The organism is Actinoplanes sp. GCM10030250, from assembly GCF_042666575.1.
Lineage (GTDB): Bacteria > Actinomycetota > Actinomycetes > Mycobacteriales > Micromonosporaceae > Actinoplanes.
In genome coordinates, this window is the sequence record NZ_JBHTDO010000015.1 from 1 (window position 1) to 20,110 (window position 20,110).

The 20,110-nt window shown below is 71.0% G+C and carries 19 protein-coding genes; 4 read left to right on the top strand and 15 right to left on the bottom strand.

Going from position 1 to position 20,110, the window contains the following annotated elements:
- The 3 genes from ACFQV6_RS20090 to ACFQV6_RS20100 all read right to left on the bottom strand — a co-directional run.
- The coding region (locus ACFQV6_RS20090; protein ID WP_378029052.1) for a proton-conducting transporter membrane subunit at window positions 1–2,120 on the bottom strand (2,120 nt) is incomplete at its 3' end.
- A gap of 71 nt (window positions 2,121–2,191) precedes the next feature.
- Window positions 2,192–2,674, bottom strand: coding sequence for a cation:proton antiporter regulatory subunit (locus tag ACFQV6_RS20095; RefSeq protein WP_378029053.1), 483 nt, complete (start codon window positions 2,672–2,674; stop codon window positions 2,192–2,194).
- A gap of 101 nt (window positions 2,675–2,775) precedes the next feature.
- Window positions 2,776–3,360, bottom strand: a complete 585-nt coding sequence (locus ACFQV6_RS20100; RefSeq protein WP_378029054.1) for a hypothetical protein — start codon at window positions 3,358–3,360, stop codon at window positions 2,776–2,778.
- Window positions 3,361–3,453: 93 nt separating this feature from the next.
- On the opposite strand from ACFQV6_RS20100, the gene ACFQV6_RS20105 reads away from it, so the two are divergent.
- Both ACFQV6_RS20105 and ACFQV6_RS20110 read left to right on the top strand, forming a co-directional pair.
- Entirely contained in the window at window positions 3,454–3,951 is a 498-nt protein-coding gene (locus tag ACFQV6_RS20105; RefSeq protein WP_378029055.1) for a MarR family winged helix-turn-helix transcriptional regulator, read from the top strand.
- A 208-nt stretch (window positions 3,952–4,159) separates the two neighbouring features.
- On the top strand, window positions 4,160–4,483 hold the full coding sequence (locus ACFQV6_RS20110; RefSeq protein ID WP_378029056.1) for a TraR/DksA family transcriptional regulator: 324 nt from the start codon (window positions 4,160–4,162) through the stop codon (window positions 4,481–4,483).
- A 123-nt stretch (window positions 4,484–4,606) separates the two neighbouring features.
- On the opposite strand, the gene ACFQV6_RS20115 is transcribed toward ACFQV6_RS20110, so the two are convergent.
- From ACFQV6_RS20115 to ACFQV6_RS20150, 8 genes are all read right to left on the bottom strand, one after another.
- The gene (locus ACFQV6_RS20115; RefSeq protein ID WP_378029057.1) at window positions 4,607–5,476 is read right to left on the bottom strand and encodes a rod shape-determining protein; all 870 of its coding nucleotides are present in this window, start codon (window positions 5,474–5,476) and stop codon (window positions 4,607–4,609) included.
- A gap of 191 nt (window positions 5,477–5,667) precedes the next feature.
- The gene (locus tag ACFQV6_RS20120) at window positions 5,668–6,273 is read right to left on the bottom strand and encodes a hypothetical protein (RefSeq protein WP_378029058.1); all 606 of its coding nucleotides are present in this window, start codon (window positions 6,271–6,273) and stop codon (window positions 5,668–5,670) included.
- On the bottom strand, window positions 6,270–7,595 hold the full coding sequence (locus ACFQV6_RS20125; RefSeq protein WP_378029059.1) for a hypothetical protein: 1,326 nt from the start codon (window positions 7,593–7,595) through the stop codon (window positions 6,270–6,272). The genes ACFQV6_RS20120 and ACFQV6_RS20125 overlap by 4 nt, the downstream gene beginning before the upstream one ends.
- Entirely contained in the window at window positions 7,592–8,392 is an 801-nt protein-coding gene (locus ACFQV6_RS20130; RefSeq protein ID WP_378029060.1) for an ABC transporter ATP-binding protein, read from the bottom strand. Before ACFQV6_RS20130 ends, ACFQV6_RS20125 begins: the two co-directional genes overlap by 4 nt.
- Window positions 8,393–8,415: 23 nt before the next feature.
- The gene (locus ACFQV6_RS20135; protein WP_378029061.1) at window positions 8,416–9,216 is read right to left on the bottom strand and encodes a hypothetical protein; all 801 of its coding nucleotides are present in this window, start codon (window positions 9,214–9,216) and stop codon (window positions 8,416–8,418) included.
- Window positions 9,213–9,764, bottom strand: coding sequence for an RNA polymerase sigma factor (locus tag ACFQV6_RS20140; RefSeq protein ID WP_378029062.1), 552 nt, complete (start codon window positions 9,762–9,764; stop codon window positions 9,213–9,215). The genes ACFQV6_RS20135 and ACFQV6_RS20140 overlap by 4 nt, the downstream gene beginning before the upstream one ends.
- A gap of 66 nt (window positions 9,765–9,830) precedes the next feature.
- Complete coding sequence (locus ACFQV6_RS20145; RefSeq protein WP_378029209.1) at window positions 9,831–10,466, bottom strand: response regulator; 636 nt, start codon at window positions 10,464–10,466, stop codon at window positions 9,831–9,833.
- Window positions 10,463–11,806 (bottom strand): sensor histidine kinase, encoded by a 1,344-nt coding sequence (locus tag ACFQV6_RS20150; RefSeq protein ID WP_378029063.1) that lies wholly within the window; start codon window positions 11,804–11,806, stop codon window positions 10,463–10,465. Before ACFQV6_RS20150 ends, ACFQV6_RS20145 begins: the two co-directional genes overlap by 4 nt.
- Window positions 11,807–11,897: 91 nt before the next feature.
- On the opposite strand from ACFQV6_RS20150, the gene ACFQV6_RS20155 reads away from it, so the two are divergent.
- Both ACFQV6_RS20155 and ACFQV6_RS20160 read left to right on the top strand, forming a co-directional pair.
- The gene (locus ACFQV6_RS20155) at window positions 11,898–12,635 is read left to right on the top strand and encodes an ABC transporter ATP-binding protein (protein WP_378029064.1); all 738 of its coding nucleotides are present in this window, start codon (window positions 11,898–11,900) and stop codon (window positions 12,633–12,635) included.
- 2 nt (window positions 12,636–12,637) lie between these two features.
- Window positions 12,638–15,097: an FtsX-like permease family protein gene (locus ACFQV6_RS20160; protein ID WP_378029065.1), complete on the top strand. Its 2,460-nt coding sequence runs from the start codon at window positions 12,638–12,640 to the stop codon at window positions 15,095–15,097.
- An 81-nt stretch (window positions 15,098–15,178) separates the two neighbouring features.
- Here the strand turns inward: ACFQV6_RS20160 and ACFQV6_RS20165 are convergent, their stop codons facing one another.
- Genes ACFQV6_RS20165 through ACFQV6_RS20180 form a run of 4 tightly spaced genes read right to left on the bottom strand, consistent with a single transcriptional unit; the run spans window position 15,179 to window position 19,810 of the window.
- Window positions 15,179–16,663, bottom strand: a complete 1,485-nt coding sequence (locus ACFQV6_RS20165) for a mannitol dehydrogenase family protein (RefSeq protein ID WP_378029066.1) — start codon at window positions 16,661–16,663, stop codon at window positions 15,179–15,181.
- 42 nt (window positions 16,664–16,705) lie between these two features.
- Window positions 16,706–17,593, bottom strand: a complete 888-nt coding sequence (locus tag ACFQV6_RS20170; RefSeq protein ID WP_378029067.1) for a carbohydrate ABC transporter permease — start codon at window positions 17,591–17,593, stop codon at window positions 16,706–16,708.
- Window positions 17,590–18,546, bottom strand: a complete 957-nt coding sequence (locus ACFQV6_RS20175) for a carbohydrate ABC transporter permease (RefSeq protein WP_378029068.1) — start codon at window positions 18,544–18,546, stop codon at window positions 17,590–17,592. Before ACFQV6_RS20175 ends, ACFQV6_RS20170 begins: the two co-directional genes overlap by 4 nt.
- 43 nt (window positions 18,547–18,589) lie before the next feature.
- Window positions 18,590–19,810, bottom strand: a complete 1,221-nt coding sequence (locus tag ACFQV6_RS20180) for an ABC transporter substrate-binding protein (RefSeq protein ID WP_378029069.1) — start codon at window positions 19,808–19,810, stop codon at window positions 18,590–18,592.
- Window positions 19,811–20,110: the final 300 nt, after the last annotated feature.

Below are 20,110 nucleotides of genomic sequence, written 5' to 3' on the forward strand. Positions count from 1 at the left end.
TCGGCGAACCCGGTGGAGATCGAGACCGCCTGCCGGCCCGAGGTCGCCACGTACGCCAGCCCGGAGACCACCGCACCCGCGGCGACCCCGATGGCCACCCGCAGGCGCCTGCTCGCCACCAGCGGACGGGCCGAGAAGTGCCCCGGCAGGCGCCGCAGCACCAGCACGAACATCACCAGCGTGCAGGTCTCCACGAGGAACTGCGTCAGCGCCAGGTCGGGGGCGCCGTGCAGGATGAACAGGACCGCTGTGGCGTACCCCGTCACCCCGACCAGCACCACCGCCGACAGCCGCCGCCGGGCCCGCGTCGCGAACACAGCCCCGATGACGAGCGCCGCAGCCGGGATCAGCTGAAGCGGGTGATCCCACAGCCGGAAGCCACCCGGTAGCGGCCCGGACAGCAGCGCCGCACCACCGAGCAGGACCAGCACCACCAGGATCGTCCCGAGATAGATCGGCAGGGAGCCACGCTGGGTGGCACCGGTGACCTCGACCGCGAGCCGCCCCAGCCCGCCGGTCACCCGCTCATACGCCGCGCCCCCGTGCACGGGCAGCCGCAACCGCCGCCACCACCGGGTTCTGACGTTGATCAGGAACATCCCGGCACCGGCCGTCAGGACCAGCGCGGACAGGCCCAGGGCCGGCGTCAGACCGTGCCAGACGGCGAGGTGGTAGGTGCCGCCGTCCGGATAGATGTCGGCATAACCGGCCAGGTTCCGGTCGATCACCGGCGCGAACAGCCCGGCCACCAGCCCGGCCGCCGCCAGCAGTGCTGCCGGGGCGAGGAACGCCCATCCGACCCGCTCGACGGGGCGTGCCGCGACCTCGGGCTTGTCCGCAAAGGCTCCCCAGAGGAACCGCAGCGTGTAGGCCACCGTCAGCGCCGAACCGCAGACGACAACGGCCAGGACCGCCCATTCCCAGCCGCCACCCCCGAGGAAGGCCTCGAAGATCGCCTCTTTGCCGACGAAACCGGCGAGCGGCGGCACGCCCGCCATGGACAGCGCCGCCAGCAGGGCCGCCACCCAGACCACCGGTGCCGAGCGTCGCAGACCGCTGAGCTCACGCAGGTCCCGGGTGCCCGCGCTGTGGTCGATGATGCCGACCACGAAGAACAGGGCCGCCTTGAACAGGGCGTGAGCGAGCAGCATCATCGCCCCGGCCAGCGCCGCGTCGCGAAAACCCGCACCGAGAACGATGACGAGAAGACCCAGTTGGCTGACCGTACCGTAGGCCAGCAGCAACTTCAGATCGTGCTGGCACAGCGCCGTCCAGCCGCCGAAGAGCATCGTCACGGCACCGGCGACCAGCACCACGGGACGCCACGACGCGGCATCGGCCAGCGCCGGGCCCAGCAGCCCGACCAGGAAGACACCGGCCTTCACCATCGCCGCGGCGTGCAGATAGGCGCTGACCGGAGTCGGTGCGGCCATCGCCGCGGGCAGCCAGAAACTGAACGGGAAGATCGCCGACTTCGACAGCGCGCCGAGCAGCAGCAGGATCACCGCGACCGCCAGATAGCCGCCGCCGGGCAGCGCGGACGCGACCTGCGACCAGCGATAGGTGCCCGCGTGCTCGCCGAGCATGATGATGCCGACCAGCATCGCCAGCCCACCCACAGTGGTGACGATCAGCGCCTGCAACGCCGCCTGCCGGGACGCACGACTGGCCGGGTCATGGCCGATCAGCAGATACGACAGGACCGTCGTCAATTCCCAGAAGACGTACAGCACGATCAGGTTGTCCGAGACGACCAAACCCAGCATCGCACCGGCGAAACCGACAAAGACCCCGGCGAACCGCCCCAGCCCCGGCTCGCCGGGCGAGAAATACCGCCCGCAGTAGAACAGAGCCAGCGCACCCACACCGCCGACAAGCAGCACCATCAGCCAGGACAGGGTGGTCATCCGCAGCGCCAGCTCCAGGCCGAGGGAACTCGCCCACGGATACACCTCAGTGACCGCTCCCCCGCCGCCCATCGCGGACGTCCGGGCCAGCGCCCACCCCAGGCCCGCGGCCGGCACCAGCCCCAGCACGTAGAACGCCCGCAACCCGAGCCTGCGGACGAGTGCGGGCGCCAGCAGCGCGGCCATCAGATGAGCGGTCAGCAGCACGAGCACGCGTGGTTTCCCTCCGTCAGCCGCCGGCCCGCGTCCTCGGATCAGCTCGCCCGCGGGGTTGTGGCGGCGCCTCAGCCGTTGATCAGCACTTCCCGCAGGGCGCCGGTGGCCGCGTCGTCGCCGACGGCGACAACCGCGTCGCCTGATCGAAATTCAAAGTCAGGCGTGGGTGACGGGATGGCGGTCCCGTCGCGGATCACTGCGACAATCGATGCACCGGTACGGCTACGCGCTCGCGTATCGGCGATACTGCGCCCCCAGTACGGCGAGCCGGCCGTGATCGGGATACGCACGGCCTCCACACCGTCGAGCCCACCGGCCAGCTCCGCCACCTGATCCACGAAAACGGGCAGGCCGAGCAGTTGCGCCACGGTCCGCGCCTCGGTGTCGGTGAGCACCGCGGTGTGCAGAACCCTCTCGCGGTCCTCGCTGTCGTAGGAGATCAGATCACGGCGACCGCTGAGGTGAGCCACCACTCCGACGCGCTGCCCCTCGGCGGTGGCGAAGGTGTAGGACACGCCCATCCCGGGCAGGGCGGTTCTCTCCAGTTCCATCAAGCCTCCAGACCCACGTAGATCCTCGGCGACTGATCAACGTCCAGTCTCGGGCTTGCGGCTGCGGATGCCCAGACTCTCGTCGCCCTAACGTTCGCCGTTCAAGCCCCGATCCGGCGGTTGCTCCGTGCATCAGTGCCACCTTCGTTCGGCGGGAGACCGAGCGCACGCAGAGCTTCGTCGGCGTAAGCATCGCCGACCTCCACCGCGTACCGGCTGACTTTCCGGCGATCACCGCGTCCGCCGGTTCCCCAGTGGATGATCAGGCCCATGACGCCTCCGGCGGCGGCTCCGATCAGCGCGGCTCCGAGCAGCACATCCAGCCACGCCTCGCCGGGAAGCACCAGAACCAGCACGAGCCCGGTCAGCGTGCCGAGCCAGCCACCGAGGCCGGCGCCGAGCAATCCCGCCCGCGCCTCATGCCCCCAGCGCCCCTCGCGCCCCATCCGCCCGGGCTGCTCGTTCCGCCCGGGCTGCTCGTTCCGCCCGGGCTGCTCGTTCCGCCCGGGCTCTTCGGACCGGTCCGGCCCGAGGTCGACGATGCGGGCCTGCATGACCGGGAAGCCTGAGTCGAACAGCCGCAGCACCATCCGCGCAGCGTCGGGGTAGGACGAGAACTCGCCCAGCCGGTAGAACTCGCCCACCGAGCGGTCGGCGTCGTTGAGCACGGTCGCATTGGTGACCATGTCATCTCACCACCTATCAAGTAGTTGGCAATACCCAACTATACTCCAGATAGTTGGTTTGCACAAACCAACTAGGCGAGTAGGGTGTGATCCATGCACAGCGAGGACTCCCCCGCCCACCGGGTTCAGGAAGCATTCACCCACCTGCTGCGATGGGCGCATCGCGGTGACGTGCGCCGATCCCTGTTCGGCGCCGCCGAGGCAGCCCTCTCCACGAACGACATCACGCTGCTCCGCGCCGTCACCACCCACGGCCCGGTCCGCGCCTCCGATCTCGCCTCCTGGCAGGGAGTCGACAAGTCGACGATCACCCCTCAAGTACGGCGCCTGGAGGACCGCGGCCTGATCGAACGCCAGGGCGACCCGGGCGACAAACGCGCCGCCCTGCTCACCGCCACCGACGAGGGCCGCCGCCAACTCGCAACGCTGGACGACCAGGGCGCCCTCCTCTTCGCCCAGGCCCTGCACGATTGGCCCGCCGCCGACCAGCACGCCCTCGCCACGCTGATGCAGCGACTCGCCGACGGGCTGGCCGACGTCCCCGAGAGGAGCGCCCTCCACGTACGTCCCCGCGTCCAGCCCCGCGCGTGACAGCGTCGCCGGCCCCGCGGATGACAGCGCGTCCGGCTCGGCGCGTGACAATCTGATTGCCGACCGTCGGCAACCAAGCCCCGCCCTTGTATGCCCGCCACAGCCCTGTCGGAGGCGTTCCGGCCGACGAAGCATGGTGGTGGACCGCAAGGGCGAAGCGCATTCGGCTTCGTCCCTTTTTTGTTACCCGGAAAGGGACCGACTCACGATGAGCACCGACATCCACGACGCCACCGACCGGCAATGGCTCACCACGCGGCGCGCCACTCTCGCCGACGAGTTTGCGGCGCAGACGGCCAGGCTCACCGAGCTCACGGCGGACACCGGCGATCCCGCCGAGGCACACACCCGCGCCGCCCTGCTGACCGCGACCCGCGCGAACCTCGACCAGCTCAGCCGCGCCCTGCTCCGCATCGCCGAGGGTACCTACGGCCGGTGCGAGAAGTGCGGCGCCCCGATCAACCCCGAGCGCCTGGAGATCCTGCCGCACGCCCGCTTCTGCGTACCCTGCCAGAGCAAACACGAGGGCTGACCCGCCACCGCTGCCGGGCCACCCGAGGCCCGGCAGCCCGAAGCCGGCGGCGCGACGCTGGGCCACCCGAGGCCCGGCGGCGCGACGCTGGGCCCCGCAGCCGCTGGCCGGTTCGCGGGACGATCAGGTGCCGCGGTGGCGTGACATCGCCATCGCGGCGAGCCCGGCGCCGTTGACAGCGGCGGTGCGGGGCGAGGCGGCGCAGTGCACCGGCATACGCAGCGCGACGGAGAGCCGGGACGGCAGGCCGGGATGGGCGGCACCGTCCCCCACCAGGACCATTCCCCTGGCCAGGGCGGCCTCGGCCACTTGCCGCACCGCGGGGTCCTCGCGCAGGATCGTGAGGTTGCGCACCACCACATCGACGAGAAGGCCGATGCCCGCGCCCCGGGCGATGTCGCGGGTGCCGATGTCAAGGTTCCGGGCAGCCACGACGATGCCCCGGTCAAGCACCGCGAGCTCGGTCAGTTGCGCACCGATGTCGGCGATGATCAGCGCACCAGCCGCGGCGCCCGCGCCGACCGCGGCGGCCCTCACGGTGTCGATGAGCATCACCCGGGCGGGCTCGAAGGCCGCGGTCACCAGCCGGCGCAGGACGTACTCGTCGGCCTCGGTCGCGTTGACCGGGCGGCAGGCGACAACAACACCGACATCGGTCAGCGGCTCCGGATAGCGCTCCTTCAACCGGGACAACAGGTTCAGGCACCCTGGGGCGTCGGTGATCCGGCCACGCCGTACCAAAACGCCCGCGGACCCGAAAAAATCGCCGGTGGGCGCCTGCACCACTCCCCGCTGCGACGCCCACAGCTGCACGCACCCACTACCCAGATCGACCGCGACGGCAGCCGGCACCGCCGCTGCCACCCCAGCCCCTGTCGGCGCCTGCGCCGCTGTGCCCAGTGCCGGCGCCTGCGCCGCTGTGCCCAGTGCCGGCGCCTGCGCCGCTGTGCCCGCCGCCGCCGGCGCCGTCCGTGTCGCTGTCGTCCCTGTCACACGGGCTCCCGGACCACCGACGTGGTCCCCGATCGGTACCGACATCGCGCCACACCACCCTCCACCGGCCTCCTCAGCACCGACCGGCGCCGAGCACCGTCAAGGGTGCCCAGCGCCGGTGCCGCCGGCAGGGTCCGTCTCCGGACAATTGCACCGCGGCCTTCTTGCCGGAGGTCGGCAAGTAATGCCGATCAATGCTGGGCGGCCTCGGCGGGTGCGCTCCGGGCCGGGCCGGCCACCGCGTAGGCGACGAAGCCGCTGAGCGCGAACAGGCCGGCCGTCACGTTCGCCGCGGTGCTCGCCGGTTCCTGCGCCTGCCAGGTCAGGATCCGGGCGAGGGCCGGTTCCGACTGCGGGAACAGGATCGCGGCGAGCGTCCAGCCCAGCGGCAGGAACCACGCCCGGGCCGTCCCGATCGTCGCGGCGCCCAGGGCGGTCAGGCCGAGCAGCCCGGCCGCGTCCCGGACCACCAGCCAGGCGGGGCCGAAACGGGCGCCGGTCAGCAGGGTCGCCAGCAGCAGCACCACGATGATCAGGAAGGCCGCCAGCAGGTGAGCGGCCCGCCGCGGCAGCCAGGAGAACGCGGCCGTGGCCTCCAGGGCGTCGTCAGGCCCGCCGAGGGTGGCGGTCAGGCCCGCCACCAGCAGCAGCACCGTCAGGACGACCATCTGCACACCCACGAGGCGGGCGTTGGAGGACAGCGACCAGAGCGACCACATCAGCACCGCGCAGCCGCCGGTCAGCAGCAGTGCCATCGGGGCGCGCCGGGATCGCAGGTACAGCGACAGCCACCTCATCGCGCGCTGTCCAAGAACGGTCCGGGCTTGACCGAGCAGTTCTGGGCTGCGCTGCGCAGCGCCGCCACGCGGGACTGCACCTCGCCGGCGGGCAGCTTCTGCAGGGTGTGCCACAGCGCCACTGCCTCGGCATTGAACTCGTCGGCGAAGGTACCGCCGGGCACCGGCTCCCGCCCGATCAGCCAGTAGGCCGCCGCGAGCCGGTCCGCCGGGCCGGCGGAGTCGTCGCACAGGGGCGGGCTGGCGAAGGCACCGGCCACCACCCCTTCCAGCACACTCGTCTTCTTCGGCAGATGACCGTCCGGGCCCGCCTCGACATCGAGCAGCACCACGTCGGTCCGCCACTCCGGGTAATTCTCAGGGAAGTACGTGGTGGTGTCCTCGTGCACCTCGGCCGGCGCGCCCGGCAGCTTCGCCAGGACCGCCAGGCCCTCCCGGGCCGGCGCGGTCACCTCGGCCAGCATTCCGGAGTTCACCCGGCTGACACACACCCGCGGCAGGTCCTCGGTGCACACCAGTTCCCGGGCCACCGGGTCGAGCGACTGGTTGACCAGCCGGTTGCTGTGCGGCATGACGGTGATCGCCAGGGCGGCGCCCACCACGACGGGCAGCAGCGCCGCGAGGCGGCCGCGACGGCCCTCGGACCCGAACAGCAGCACGGCGGCGATGGCCAGCGCGGCGAACCAGACCGCTTGCGACACGCTCACCCGGGGAAGAACGGTGGCGTAGCTGTCCGGCATGTTCATCTCGTAGATCGGCGAGAACACCAGGGCCAGCCACCCTCGCGGGCGGGTCAGGAAGGGGATGAACAGCAACAGTGCCAGGCCCGCCACGGCCAGCGCCGGGGCGGTGACCGGCCACGGCAGCAGGCGCCCGACGGCCAGGCCGAGCCAGACCGCCGCGACGAGCGCCAGCGCGCCGACAGCGATCACGGCGAACACCGCCGCCGGCAGGTACTCGGCGGTACCGAAGATCGGTACGCCGCCGGCGATCAGCATCCCCAGGTAGGCGGCGACCACCGCGACAGCCATCGCACCGAGCGTCGGCACCGTCCGTTGCGGCACCGGGCGGGGGGTGCTGCCGAAGAGCTCGGCCACCTTCGACCGGCGCTCGCGTCCGGCCTGCCAGGCGCCGGCGGCCAGCGCGAGCGGCCACAGCACCGCCAGATAGAGCCGCTGCGTCATGGCGAGCTGCATCCAGCTGCTCATGAACGACGCGCCCTCGTCGAGGAAGAACATCGCCACCACACCGATCGTGAGCAGCATCAGCGCGGCGCCGAGGGCCGCGGAGCGGCGCAGTTCGATACCCAGGATGCGGCTCATCGGCCCGCACCCGCCCGGTGCTGGCGCAGCAGCGCGGAGTAACCCCGCTCGGCGGGACTGTCGCCGGGGTGGTTCTCGCTGCCCTGTGCGACCAGGTCGTCCGGAGTTCCCTGGAAGACCAGCCGGCCCTCGTTGACCAGTACCACGTCGCTGCAGGCGGCCACCACGTCCTCGACGAGGTGGGTGGAGACCAGCACACAGCTGTCGACGCCCACATCGCGCAGCAGCTCGCGGAAGTCCAGGCGCTGCTCCGGGTCGAGGCCGACGGTGGGCTCGTCGAGCAGCAGAACCTCCGGGTCGTTGACGATCGCCTGCGCGATGCCGGCCCGGCGCAGCATGCCGCCGGACAGGGTCTTCATCCGCGCACCGGCCTTGGCCGCGAGTCCGACGCGCTCGACGGCCCGCTGTGCCGCACCGGGGATGGCGGCCTTCGGCATCTCCTTGAGCCACGCCATGTACTCGACGAACTCCCGCACCGTGAACCGCGGGTAGAAACCGAACTGCTGCGGCAGGTAGCCGAGCCCCCGGCGTACCTTCCGCAGGTCGGCACGGCCGTCGACCTGCTCACCGAGCAGGGCCAGCCGGCCGCCGGCCGGTTTCAGCACGGTGGCCAGGGCGCGCATCAGCGTGGTCTTGCCGGCGCCGTTCGGCCCGAGCAGCCCGTGAACGCCGGTGCCGAGGGCCAGGTCGAGGCCGTCAACTGCCACGTGCCGCCCGGCACGGACCCGCAGACCCTCGGCGTGGACCGCCCAGGGGTGGATGGTGGGGGCCGTTTCGGCCGCGCTCACCGTACGCATATCTTTTCTCCGATCGGGTCTTTTCAGTTGCGGCTGGTCAGCCGGCGGAAGTTGTCGGCCCGGGTCGCGGCGATGCCGGCCAGGGTGAGGGTGAGCAGCGCCCAGGCGGGCGTGCTGCCAGGTTCGAGGGCGGCCGGCAGGTCGGCGGTGCCCACGGCGGGCACCACGACGGTTGTCGTCCAGAGGACGCCGAGGCCGATGGCGGCGCGGCGGACGCCGATGAAGGCGCCCAGGGCGATGTTCGCGGCGGTGAAAGCCAGGCAGGGCAACAGCGTCAGGGCCAAGGAGACTCCGGTACGGGTACTCGCCAACGCCAGCGCCGGTACCACCACGGCCAGCACGCCGGCCGTACGCCGCAGCAGCATCGCCAGTCCGGCCTGTGGCGTTCCCGCGATCACCTCCCAGGCCGGGTCGCGCCGCCGGCTCCATGCGATCGCGACCCCGGGCAGTGGCGCTACCGGCGCCAGCAGTGACACCAGCGACGGCAGGCTCGGCTGTATCGCCTGGAGAAAGACCGCACAGACCAGGACCGTCAGCGTCATGACGGTCCACGGCACCAGGTGCCAGACCAGCCAGCGGTTACGCACCGCCGACCAGCGCTTGACCCGCTCGGGATCCGGCCCGGCGGTGATGTGGTCGTCCAGTCCGGCGGCGATGCCGGCAAGCAGCGCGCGGGTGTCGTCGGTCGTGCTGGCGGCCACCAGGGCGCGGCAGTCCGCACAGTCCTCCAGGTGCACCTCGACCGACCAGACCGTGACCTCGTCGAGGTCCGTCTCCCGGTCGGTGTAGCGGGCGATCACCGCGGGGCTCGGATGGGTGGTCATGACAGCGCCTCCCGAAGAGCGATCCGGGCCCTGCGGGCCCGGGACTTGACCGTGTTCTCCGGCAGGCCCAGCAGCAGTGACGTCTCCCGCACCGAGAACCCGTCGAGAACCATCGCCCGCAGCACCTGCCGGGCCTCGGGCGGGAGCACGAGCAGAGCCTGTTCCAGCTCCTGGCCGACCCGCCCGGCCATGACCTCGTCCTCGGCGGCGGGGGCGAACGCCTCGGCCGGCGGCACCGCCGGAAGCTGGTTCTGCCGGGCCCGCCGGCGGAACGCGTCGACGAGGCGGTGAGCGGCGATGGTCCACAGCCAGCCGACCGCGCTGCCGTTCGAAGCCGCACCGGCGAAGCTGCCCGCCGCCCGCCAGACGGCCAGGTAGGTCTCCTGCATCACGTCGGCGACCACGTCGTCATCGGTGCACCGGCGCCGCAACCGCGTGAGCAGCCACGGCGACGTGCGCCGGTACAGCTCGTCGAAGGCGCGCCGGTCCCCGGCAGCGATGCGGCGGACGAGTTCGTCCTCGTCAGCCGCGTTCAGACTTCGTTTCACGATCAGCAAGACGACAGGATGATCGACAGGGGTTCACCAGGGCGCGTGACCTGGGTCACATTACCCTCAGGAGCGGAGAAAGGTGAGCACCGCGAGCACCCGCCGATGGCTCTCCTCGGTCTGAGGAAGGTCGAGCTTGTGCAGGATGCTGCGGATGTGCTTGGCCACCGCCGCGTCCGACACCACCAGTCGCGCGGCGATCGCGGCGTTCGACCGCCCCTCCGCAACGAGCGCCAGCACCTCCCGCTCACGGACGGTGAGCGGTTCGAGGGGGTTCCGCCGCCGCCGCAGCATCTGCCGCACCACCTCGGGGTCGACGACAGTGCCACCGGCCGCCACCCGATCCAGCGCGTCGAGGAACTCCTCAACCTGGCCGATCCGGTCCTTCAGCAGGTAACCCACGCTCGTACCGTCCCCGGCGCCCAGCAGTTCCGTCGCGTACTTGGTCTCCACATACTGGCTGAGCACCAGAACAGGCAGACCGGGCCGGGTGCGGCGCAGATCCACTGCCGCGCGAAGTCCCTCATCCTTGAAACCGGGCGGCATGCGCACGTCGGTCACGACCACGTCGGTATCGTGCTGCTCGACGGCTTCACGCAGGCCACCGGCGTCGGAGACCGCGGCGACAACCCGGTGGCCGAACCGCGCCAGCAGGCCGATCAAGCCCTCCCGCAACAGAACGCTGTCCTCGGCCAGGACTATCCGGAGTCCGGCGGCGTCGCGGGGTTCGGAAGCGTCGCGGGGCTCGTCGCGGGGCTCGTCGCGGGGTTCGAAAGCGGCCGGCAAGGAATCTCCACGACTATCCGGGTGGGTCCGCCCGGCGGGCTGGACAGCGACAGTCTGCCACCGGCGACGGCCACTCGGTCCCCGAGGCCGAGCAGTCCGGTCCCCGCGTCAGTTCCGGCACCACCGCAGCCGTCGTCGAGGACGCCGACCGTCAGGCGGCCTCGCGCGTAGCCGCCGGTGATCTCGCCGCGGCCGGCGCCCGAGTGCTTCACCATGTTCGACAGTGCCTCGGCAACGACGAAATAGACCGCCGACTCGATCGCCGGGGTGAAGCGCTGGGGCAGCGTGAGGCGGACGTCGACCGGGATCGGTGATCGGGCCGCGAGATCGATGATCGCCTCCGCCAGGCCGAAATCGGTGAGCACCGGCGGATGGATGCCCCGAATCAGCTCCCGCAGGTCGACCAGGACCTTGCCGGCCTCGTCGTGAGCGCGCGTCAACTGCGCCGCCAAGGGTCCCGGCGGGGCGTCGAGCCGGGCAACCCCGAGCATCATGGTGAGCGCGACGAGCCGCTGCTGGGCGCCGTCGTGCAGGTCGCGCTCGATGCGGCCGCGCTCGGCCTCGAACGCGTCGACCAGGCGCACCCGGGAGCGGGTGAGCTCGGTGACCCGCTCCCCCGGCCCGGCCGGGGTCAGCAGGACCCGTGCCAGTGCTCCCCGGAGGGCGGCGAGCAGGCTCAGCCCGTACAGAAAAACGACCACGGTGACCACCCCCGCCGCGGAAGTGGCAAATGCAGCCGGCCACGACGTGACCGCGTAGGCCTTCAGCGCGTTCACCCGCTCGCCCTCACCGACCGTGGCGAACAGCACCGGGGTGGCCAGCAGCGCGAGCGGCACCGTGACGCCGAGCACCACGGCGAGCAGGTCGATCGGCCACAGCACCAGCATGACCAGGGCGGCGAAACCCAGCTCACGCCAGGTGACCGGCTCGGTGAACCGGGTACGCAGCCACGAGGACAGACCCGGCTCCGGCGGCAGGCGGTGCGCGCCGGGCACCGGCCGGGTGTCGACGAGCCGCAACGACAAGCGCTCGATGCCCGCCACCGGCAGGCCGAGCAGGGCGAGCGCACCGAGCAGCGGAACGCCCACGACCACCACCGCCAGCAGCCCGCCCGCGGCGAACAGAACCACCGCGACGGCGAGCGTGACCAACCCGGTCACCCCGGTGACTGCCAGGTACCCCACCGAGCGCAGCGGCCAGCCGGACCGCAGGAAATCCGGCCGGCCCAGGGCCTGCCACACGGTGTGCGCTCCCATTCGCGACACCGTAGCGGGTAGCGCCCGCGCTACCTCCAAGAGTCGCGCCAGGGAGACTGCGCCCGGCGTGCGCGCGCACCAGGGTTGATCCATGACCCGTGACGCGATCCGGCTCCGCTCGGTCACCCGCACCCATGGTTCGGGTGACGCAGCGGTGACCGCGTTGGACGACCTCTCCCTCTCCTTTGCCGAGGGCACCTTCACCGCCGTCATGGGCCCCTCCGGATCGGGCAAGTCGACGCTGCTGCAGTGCGCCGCGGGCCTCGACCGCCCCACCGCGGGCACGGTACTGCTCGGCGGGACGGACCTGACGGCGCTCAGCGAGAACAGGCTGACCCTGCTGCGCCGCGAGCGCATCGGCTTCGTGTTCCAGTCCTTCAACCTGCTGCCCGCTCTCACCGCCGCGCAGAACGTGGCACTGCCGCTGCGCCTGGCCGGTCGCCGGCCCGGCCGTTCGCAGGTCGTCGACGCCCTGGCCCGGGTAGGACTCGCGGGCCGCGCCCGGCACCGCCCGAGTGAGTTGTCCGGCGGCCAGCAGCAGCGCGTCGCGATCGCCCGCGCGCTGATCACCCAGCCCGACGTGCTCTTCGCCGACGAACCCACCGGCGCCCTCGACTCCACCACCGGCCGTGACGTGCTGACGATGCTCCGGTCCATGGTGGACGAAGCGCGCCAGACCATCGTGATGGTCACCCACGACCCGCTCGCCGCCTCGTACGCCGACCGCGTCCTCTTCCTCACCGACGGCCGCCTCAACGGCGAGTTGGCGTCGCCGTCCGCCGAAACCGTCGCCGCCCGGATGACCCGGCTGGAGACCGCCGCGTGCTGACCGTGACCCTCAGTACCCTGCGGACCCGCTGGGTGACGCTCGTCGGCACGTTCGTCGCGCTGGCGCTCGGCGTCGCGCTGATCGCCACCATGGGACTCGGTCTCGCGTCGACGTTCGACGCCCCCGCGCAGCGACCCGAGCGCTTCGCCGGGGCTTCAGTCGTGGTGCGCGGCGCGGACGAGCTGCGCGTGCGATCGGCGATCGGCGATCGGGTCCAGCCGCTGGCTGAGCCGCGCGGCGTGGCGCCTGAGCTGGCTGCGGCGCTCGCCGCGAGGGCGCACACGGTGGCCGACCGGTCGTTCCCCCTCCATGTCGCCGGCGTCGGGGAGCTGGTCGGTCACCCCTGGTCGGTCGCCGGGTTCGGCGGGTACCGGATCGTGGCCGGGCACGAGCCCCGCGGGCCCGGCGACGTCGTGCTGGCCGGTGCTCCCGCCCTGGTGGGCGAGGCGGTGCAGGTGTACACCCCGGCCGGGCTCGGCCGGCGAACGGTCGTCGGCGTGGTCGCGCCCTCCTCCTTCGAGGCGCCGATGTTCTTCACCGACGACGAGGCCGCGAACCTGTCCCCCCGCATCGACAACCTGGTCGTGCGGGCCGCCCCCGACCTGATCCGGACGATCGCCGGCCCCGGCGTCCAGGTACTCACCGGCGACGACCGGCACCGCGCCGACCCGGAGCCCGACCGTGACCGCGACGCCCTGATCGCCATGAACGCGCTGCTCGGCACCGCCGGCGGTGTCACCACGTTCGTCTCAGTCTTCGTGGTCGCGTCGACGTTCGCCTTCGCCGTCGCCCAGCGGCGCCGCGAGATCGGCCTGCTCCGGACCGCCGGCGCCACCCCGCGACAGGTCCGGCGGATGATGTTCCTGGAGGCCCTGCTGGTCGGCGTTGTGGCGTCGGCGGCCGGGTGTGTGCTGGGCTCGTACGGCGCACCGCGGCTCGCGAGCCTGCTCGTCCAGGAAGAACTGGCACCGTCCTGGTTCCGGATCGGCACGCAGCTCTGGCCGTACCATATGGCCTTTTGGCTGGGTTTGATCGTCGCGCTTGTCGGCGTCCTGGCCGCGACGGTGCGTGCCGGGAGGGTGCGCCCGGTGGAGGCGCTGAGCGAAGCGTCGGTGGACAGCCGGGCGATGCCACCGGGGCGGTGGATTCCCGGTGCCGGGCTGCTGGTGTGCGGACTCGGCATGCTGTTCTGGCGGATGATCGCCGATCCCGGTGAGGCGCTGCACCGCAAGACCTACACGACGCAGCCGATGGTGCTGATCACGGCGGTCGCGCTGCTCGCGCCGGTCCTGGTGCGGTGGCTGATCCCACCCCGGCTGCCCGGTGCGATCGGCATGCTGGTGCGCGAGAACGCCGCCGCAGCAGTCCGCCGCACGGCGGCGATCGCGGCCCCGGTGCTGGTCACGGTCGCGCTGGCGGGGTCGCTGCTGGGTGCGACGGCGACGATCAACGAGGCGAAGCGGGCCGAGATCCGGGACCAGACGCGGGCGGATCTGATCGCGGTGGGTGACTTCGATGACCGTACGGTCGAACAGGTCCGCCAGGTGCCCGGAGCTGCGGTGACGGCCAGCGCGGCCACTACCGTCTACGCCCTCGAGGACGGCGTTGCCCTCGTGCGCTCCGATGCGCGGGCGGTCGAGGCACGGGAACTCGTCACCACGCGGAACCTGCCGGTGGTGGCCGGTAGCCTGTCCGACCTCGACGACGACGGCATCGTGGTCAACGAGGAGTGGGCGCGGCACACCGTCGGGGAACGCGTCGAGGTGTGGCTGGGCGACGGCACGAAGGTGTCGCTGCGGATCGTCGCGGTGATCGCGACCGGCACGGGTAGCAACGGCGTCTACGTGACCCGGCGTAATGCTCCCGGAGCCGTGACGGATCGGCTGGAGATCACGTGGGCCAGTGACGCCGCGGCGGGGGCGGCGACAGCCCGGGCCATTTCGCAGCCGGCCGGCACTGCGGCGGTCCGGGCTCTTCTGCAGCCGGCCGGGGCGACGGTGCGGACCCGCGCCGAATGGATCCGATCGGCGTCGCCGGGCAACAGCCGCCAGACCCGGGCGGGTTTCCTGGTGGTGCTCGGCATCGCGCTGATCTACACAGGCATCGCGCTGGCCGGCACCATGGTGATGGCAACCTCCGACCGGGTCCGCGACCTCACCCTGCTGCGGCTCGCCGGCGCCACGAAACGGCAGGTCCTGGTCCTGGCCGCCGTGGAGGCCGTGACGGTCGTGGCGGTCGGCGCGGTCCTGGGCCTGATCGTGACAGCGGTCAACCTGCTCGGCATCCAGGGCTCGCTGGCAGCGCTGTCCGTCCGGTCCCCGATCGTCCTGCCCTGGCAGGCGATCGCCGCGACGGTCGGCGCATGCGCCGTGGTCGCCGTCATCGCGGCCGTGGTGCCGGCGACGCTCGCACTCCGTAGCAGGCGGCCCGCACTAGGAGCCGTCCAGGGCGCCGACGGCTGAACACGTCTCGTTCGCCCGTCTCATGTGGATCCCCCGATCGCCGTTGCGCCCCCTCATCGTTGCGGTCCCGGCGGCCCGGGGTCAGCCGCCGGCCGGAGCCACCAGTTGCTCCAGCGTCGCCCGCGCACCGTTGCGGTGCAGCGATGCCAGCGCCCGCCGATACGCCGCGACGAACCGCGCGTCGTCGATCAGGTCGCCGAACAGCTGCCGGTTTGCGACGAAGGCGAGCGGGTCCTCGCGCTGGCGCCGGGCGTTCGCCATCAGGGTGTCGCGCAGCGGGTCGACGACGGTGATGGGCTCGCCCTGTTCGTCGACGCCCTCGGCGTACCGGGCCCAGCTGGCCACGACGGCGGCGGAGCGATGGATCTCACCTCCGGAGGCGAGGTTGTGACGGATCACCGGGAGCAGCCACTTCGGGATGCGGTCGGAGCTCTCGGCGCAGAGGCGGGCGATGGTGTCGCGTACGGCGGCGTTGGAGAACCGGTCGATCAGGTTGTGCTGGTAACCGGTGAGGTCGATGCCGGGTACCGGTTCCAGCGTCGGGGTGGCCTCCCGGTCCATGTAGGCCAGCAGGAAAGCGGCGAACAGCTTGTCCTGGCACGCCTCGTGGACCAGGCGGTAACCGGCGAGGTGGCCGAAGTAGCAGAGTGCCTGGTGGCTGGCGTTGAGCAGGCGCAGCTTCATCAGCTCGTAGGGCTCGACGTCCTCGACGAGCTGCACGCCGGCCTCCTCGAACGGCGGCCGGCCGACGGTGAAGTCGTCCTCCAGCACCCACTGGGTGAACGGCTCGCAGACGACCGGCCAGCGGTCCTCGATGCCGAACCGGCCGCTGACCTCGGTGATGTCCTCCTCGGTGGTGACCGGGGTGATCCGGTCCACCATGCAGTTGGGGAAGGACACCTCGCGGGCGATCCAGTCGGCGAGCCCGGGATCGCGCAGCCGGGCGAACGCGACGAAGCTGCGCCGGGCGGCGTCGCCGTTGCCCTGGATGTTGTCGCAGGACATGACCGTGAACGGTGGTGCGCCTCGGTCGCGGCGGCGGGCCAGTGCCTCGGTGATCAGCCCGAACGTCGTGGTGGGCGAGGCACCGGGTTGCAGGTCGTGCCGCACGGCCGGGTTGGACTCGTCGAACTCTCCGGTGACGGGCGAGAAGTTGTAGCCGCCCTCGGTCACCGTCAGCGACACGATGCGGGTGGCGTCGTCGGCGAGTTTGGCGACGACGGTCTCGGGGTCGTCGGGGGCGAACAGGTATTCGCGGATGGAGCCGATGACGCGCGCCTCCATCGTGCCGTCCGGTGCTTTGACGACGAGCGTGTAGAGGCCGTCCTGCGCGTCGAGGGCCTCTTTCATCCGGCGGTCGGCGGGCATCACGCCGACACCGCAGATGGCCCAGTCGAGGGCCTTGCCGGCGTTCATCAGCCGGTCGAGATACATCGCCTGGTGGGCGCGGTGGAACCCACCGACACCGAAGTGGACGATGCCGGTGCTCAACCGCCGCCGGTCGTAGGTGGGTCGCGGTACCTCGGCGGGCAGATCCGTCAGGGTCGCTGCGGTCAGGGCGGTCATGGTGCCCTCCGGGGTCGTGGTCGGGAGCCGGGCCGGGCCGTGTTATTTGACCGAGCCGAGCGACAGGCCCTGGACGAGCTTGTCCTGGGCGGCGAAGCCGGCGATCAGCACCGGCAGCGAGACGATGAAGGCCGCCGCGCAGAGCTGGGCCAGGAACAGCCCCTGGCTGGTCACGAAGCTGGTCAGGAACACCGGCGCGGTCTCGGCCACGGTGGCGGTCAGGACCCGCGCGAACAGCAGCTCGTTCCAGCTGAAGATGAAGCAGATCAGGGAGGTCGCGGCGATGCCCGGCATGACCACCGGTGCGATGACCGAGCGCAGCGTCCGGGCCAGGCCGGCGCCGTCCATGCTGGCGGCCTCCAGCATCTCCACCGGCACCTCGATCAGGAACGAGCGCATCATCCAGACCGCGATCGGCAGGTTCATCGAGGTGTAGAAGAGGATCAGCAGCCAGATGTTGTCCAGCAGACCGACGTTCTGGGCGAAGAGGTAGAGCGGCAGCAGGCCGGCGACGACCGGCAGCATCTTGGTGGAGAGGAAGAAGAACATCACGTCGGTCCACTTCTTCACCGGTTTGATCGACAGCGCGTACGCGGCCGGGATCGCCAGCAGCAGCACGAAGACCGTGGACACCAGGCTCGCGGTCAGGGAGTTCAGCAGGGGCGGCCACGGGCTGGCGCCGCCGGTGAAGAACTCGCGGTAACCCTCCAGCGTCAGCGGGGCGAGCACCGACGGCGGGTTCGTCGCGGCGTCGGCCTCGCTGTGGAACGAGGTCAGCACCATCCACACCACCGGCAGCACGAAGAGCAGGCCGACCACCCAGGCGGCGAGGGAGAGAAGCGGCCCGCTGCGCGGTTTGCGGGGCCGGCGCGGCTCGCCGGATTCGGTACGGGTGGCCGGGACCGGGCCGGTATCGGTGATCGACGTCATCGGCCTGTCTCCTGCTTGAAGAGGGTCGACACGGTCCGCAGCGCGAACGTGGCGATGATGATGGTGGCGACCACGACAACGACCGCCGCCGCCGAGGCCCGGCCGTAGTCATGGGCGTTGTAGAAGGTCTGGTAGACGGCGTAGGGCAGGTTCGCCGTGCCGAGCCCGCCGGAGGTGATCGTGAAGACGTGGTCGAAGTTCTGCACCACGTAGATGGAGCCCAGCAGCCCGCCCAGCTCGATGTACTGGCGCAGGTGCGGCAGCGTCATGTTGGTGAAGATCTGCCAGGTCGTCGCACCGTCGATGCGGGCCGCCTCGATGACGTCCAGCGGCCGGCCCTGCAAGCCGGCCAGCAGGATCAGCATCATGAACGGCGTCCACTGCCAGACCAGGGCGACGATCACCGCGGGCAGCGGCATCGAGCTGATCCAGTCGGGCTGCGGCGGGTCCGCGCCGAAGAGCCCCCACACCCAGGTGATCGCACCGTTGAACAGGCCGTACTCGGGGTTGTAGAGGGCGTGCTTCCAGAGCAGCGCTGCCGCGACGGGCACCACCAGGAAAGGAGCGATCATCATGGTACGGACAGCGCCGCGCCCCCGGAACTTACGGTCGAGCAGCAGGGCGATGCCGAGCCCCAGCAGCAGGCTGAGGATCACGACCGACGCGGTGAGCATGATCGTCGTCCAGACCGCCTCGCGCATGTTGACGTCGGTGAGGACCCGGCCGAAGTTGGCGAACCCGGCGAAGCCGATCTCGTCCGGGTAATAGGCGTTCCAGTCCATGAACGAGATCACCAGCGTCGCCAGGAACGGCAGCTGCGTCACCACGATCATGAAGATCAGGGCGGGCAGCAGCGGTGCTCGGCGTCCCCAGCGAGCGGTTCGTATCTCGCCCGCCGCCGACGGGCTCGGCCCGGCCTGCTCCTGGCCGGTCTTCTCCACCGCAAGAGTCATGCGCTGTTCTCCTTCCAGGGGCTGAGAGCCGTGGAGCTGACGGTCAGCCCTGCCGGGCCCGGTACCGTTCGGCGACGTCGTCCGCCAGCTCCTGGCCGCGTTCCAGCGCCTCGTCGACGCTCATCCGGCCCGCGATCGCACTGCTGACGTGCTGCGACACCTGGGTGCCGAGGTCGGTGAACTCCGGGATGTCGATGAACTGGATGCCGATCGCCGGCCGCGGCTGCACCCCCGGGTTGACCGGGTCCGCACTGGCGATCGCCTCCAGCTGAGGCTTGGCGAACGCGCCGGCCTCCCGCAGGTACTCCGGGTTCTCATACGTCGAGGCCCGCTTGCCCGCCGGAACACGCGACCAGCCCATCTGGGCGCCGACCAGCTCCTCGTACTCCCGGCTGGACGCCCAGGAGATGAACTTCCAGGCGTTGTCCTTCTTCTCGCTGGCCTGCTGGATGCTCCAGGACCACGCGTACAGCCAGCCGGAGCTCTTCGTCTTCACCACCGGCGCCGCGACGTAGCCCATCTTGCCCTTGACCGGCGAGTCCGCCGCCTCCAGCGTCCCGGCGGCGCTCGTGGCGTCGTACCACATGGCGGCGTTGCCCTGGACCATGTTGTTCAGGCACTCGGTGAAGCCGGCCTGGGGCGCCCCGATCTCACCGTGGCTGCGGACCAGGTCCACATAGAACTGGGTGGCCTGCTTGAACTCGGGCGCGTCCACCTGCGCCTGCCAGTCGGCGCTGAACCAGGTGCCGCCGAACGTGTTCACCACTGTGGTCAGCGGTGCGAAGACCTGGCCCCAGCCGGGCTGGCCGCGCAGGCAGATCCCGGCCATCCCGGGCACCTTGTCGTCGACCCGGGCGGCGATGTCGGCGACCTGCTGCCAGGTCGGCTTCGGCGGCATCTCCACGCCCTGCTGGTCGAGGACGTCCTTGCGGTACATCAGGAACGACGACTCACCGTAGAACGGCTCTCCGTAGATCTTGCCGTCCTCGGCGCTCAGCGACTGTGTCATCGGTGCCAGGACGTCGCTCTGGTCGAACTGCGCGTCGGCCGCGATGTAACCGTCGAGCGGGGCGATCCACTCGCTCTTGGCGTAGATCGGGATCTCGAAATTGCTCAGCGACGCGATGTCGTACTGACCGGCCTGACTGGAGAACTCTTGACTGATCTTGTCGCGGACGTCGTTCTCCGGCAGCACCGTGAAATTGACGCCGATTCCGGTCCGGGCGGTGAAATGATCTGCCGTCAGCCGTTGCAGGTCGATCATTTGCGGGTTGTTGACCATAAGCACGCTGATGCTGTCGGCACCGGTCCCGGTATTGGTCCCGCCCCACCCGGCACACCCGCCGGCCACCGCCGCCAGAACCAATGTTGTCGCAGCTGAGAGGACTCCTCGTAGCCGTGCGCGCACCGACGCCTCCAGGGAGCGAATTCCGCACCGCGAGGGGGGTGCGGGACCAGCCCAGTAGATGCCCGCAATTGACGACTGTCAACACGACATGACCCCGGAAGGACATATTCAGATCATGAAGGAAACGCAGCTCCCGGTTTTCACGAATACCGCAGA

Excerpts from the sequence above, each read along its gene's own strand:
- ACFQV6_RS20095 (WP_378029053.1), bottom strand. The coding sequence starts at position 2,674 with ATGGAACTGGAGAGAACCGCCCTGCCCGGGATGGGCGTGTCCTACACC.
- ACFQV6_RS20100 (WP_378029054.1), bottom strand. The coding sequence starts at position 3,360 with ATGGTCACCAATGCGACCGTGCTCAACGACGCCGACCGCTCGGTGGGC.
- ACFQV6_RS20105 (WP_378029055.1), top strand. The coding sequence starts at position 3,454 with ATGCACAGCGAGGACTCCCCCGCCCACCGGGTTCAGGAAGCATTCACC.
- ACFQV6_RS20110 (WP_378029056.1), top strand. The coding sequence starts at position 4,160 with ATGAGCACCGACATCCACGACGCCACCGACCGGCAATGGCTCACCACG.
- ACFQV6_RS20120 (WP_378029058.1), bottom strand. The coding sequence starts at position 6,273 with ATGAGGTGGCTGTCGCTGTACCTGCGATCCCGGCGCGCCCCGATGGCA.
- ACFQV6_RS20125 (WP_378029059.1), bottom strand. The coding sequence starts at position 7,595 with ATGAGCCGCATCCTGGGTATCGAACTGCGCCGCTCCGCGGCCCTCGGC.
- ACFQV6_RS20130 (WP_378029060.1), bottom strand. The coding sequence starts at position 8,392 with ATGCGTACGGTGAGCGCGGCCGAAACGGCCCCCACCATCCACCCCTGG.
- ACFQV6_RS20135 (WP_378029061.1), bottom strand. The coding sequence starts at position 9,216 with ATGACCACCCATCCGAGCCCCGCGGTGATCGCCCGCTACACCGACCGG.
- ACFQV6_RS20150 (WP_378029063.1), bottom strand. The coding sequence starts at position 11,806 with ATGGGAGCGCACACCGTGTGGCAGGCCCTGGGCCGGCCGGATTTCCTG.
- ACFQV6_RS20155 (WP_378029064.1), top strand. The coding sequence starts at position 11,898 with ATGACCCGTGACGCGATCCGGCTCCGCTCGGTCACCCGCACCCATGGT.
- ACFQV6_RS20165 (WP_378029066.1), bottom strand. The coding sequence starts at position 16,663 with ATGACCGCCCTGACCGCAGCGACCCTGACGGATCTGCCCGCCGAGGTA.
- ACFQV6_RS20170 (WP_378029067.1), bottom strand. The coding sequence starts at position 17,593 with ATGACGTCGATCACCGATACCGGCCCGGTCCCGGCCACCCGTACCGAA.
- ACFQV6_RS20175 (WP_378029068.1), bottom strand. The coding sequence starts at position 18,546 with ATGACTCTTGCGGTGGAGAAGACCGGCCAGGAGCAGGCCGGGCCGAGC.
- ACFQV6_RS20180 (WP_378029069.1), bottom strand. The coding sequence starts at position 19,810 with ATGATCGACCTGCAACGGCTGACGGCAGATCATTTCACCGCCCGGACC.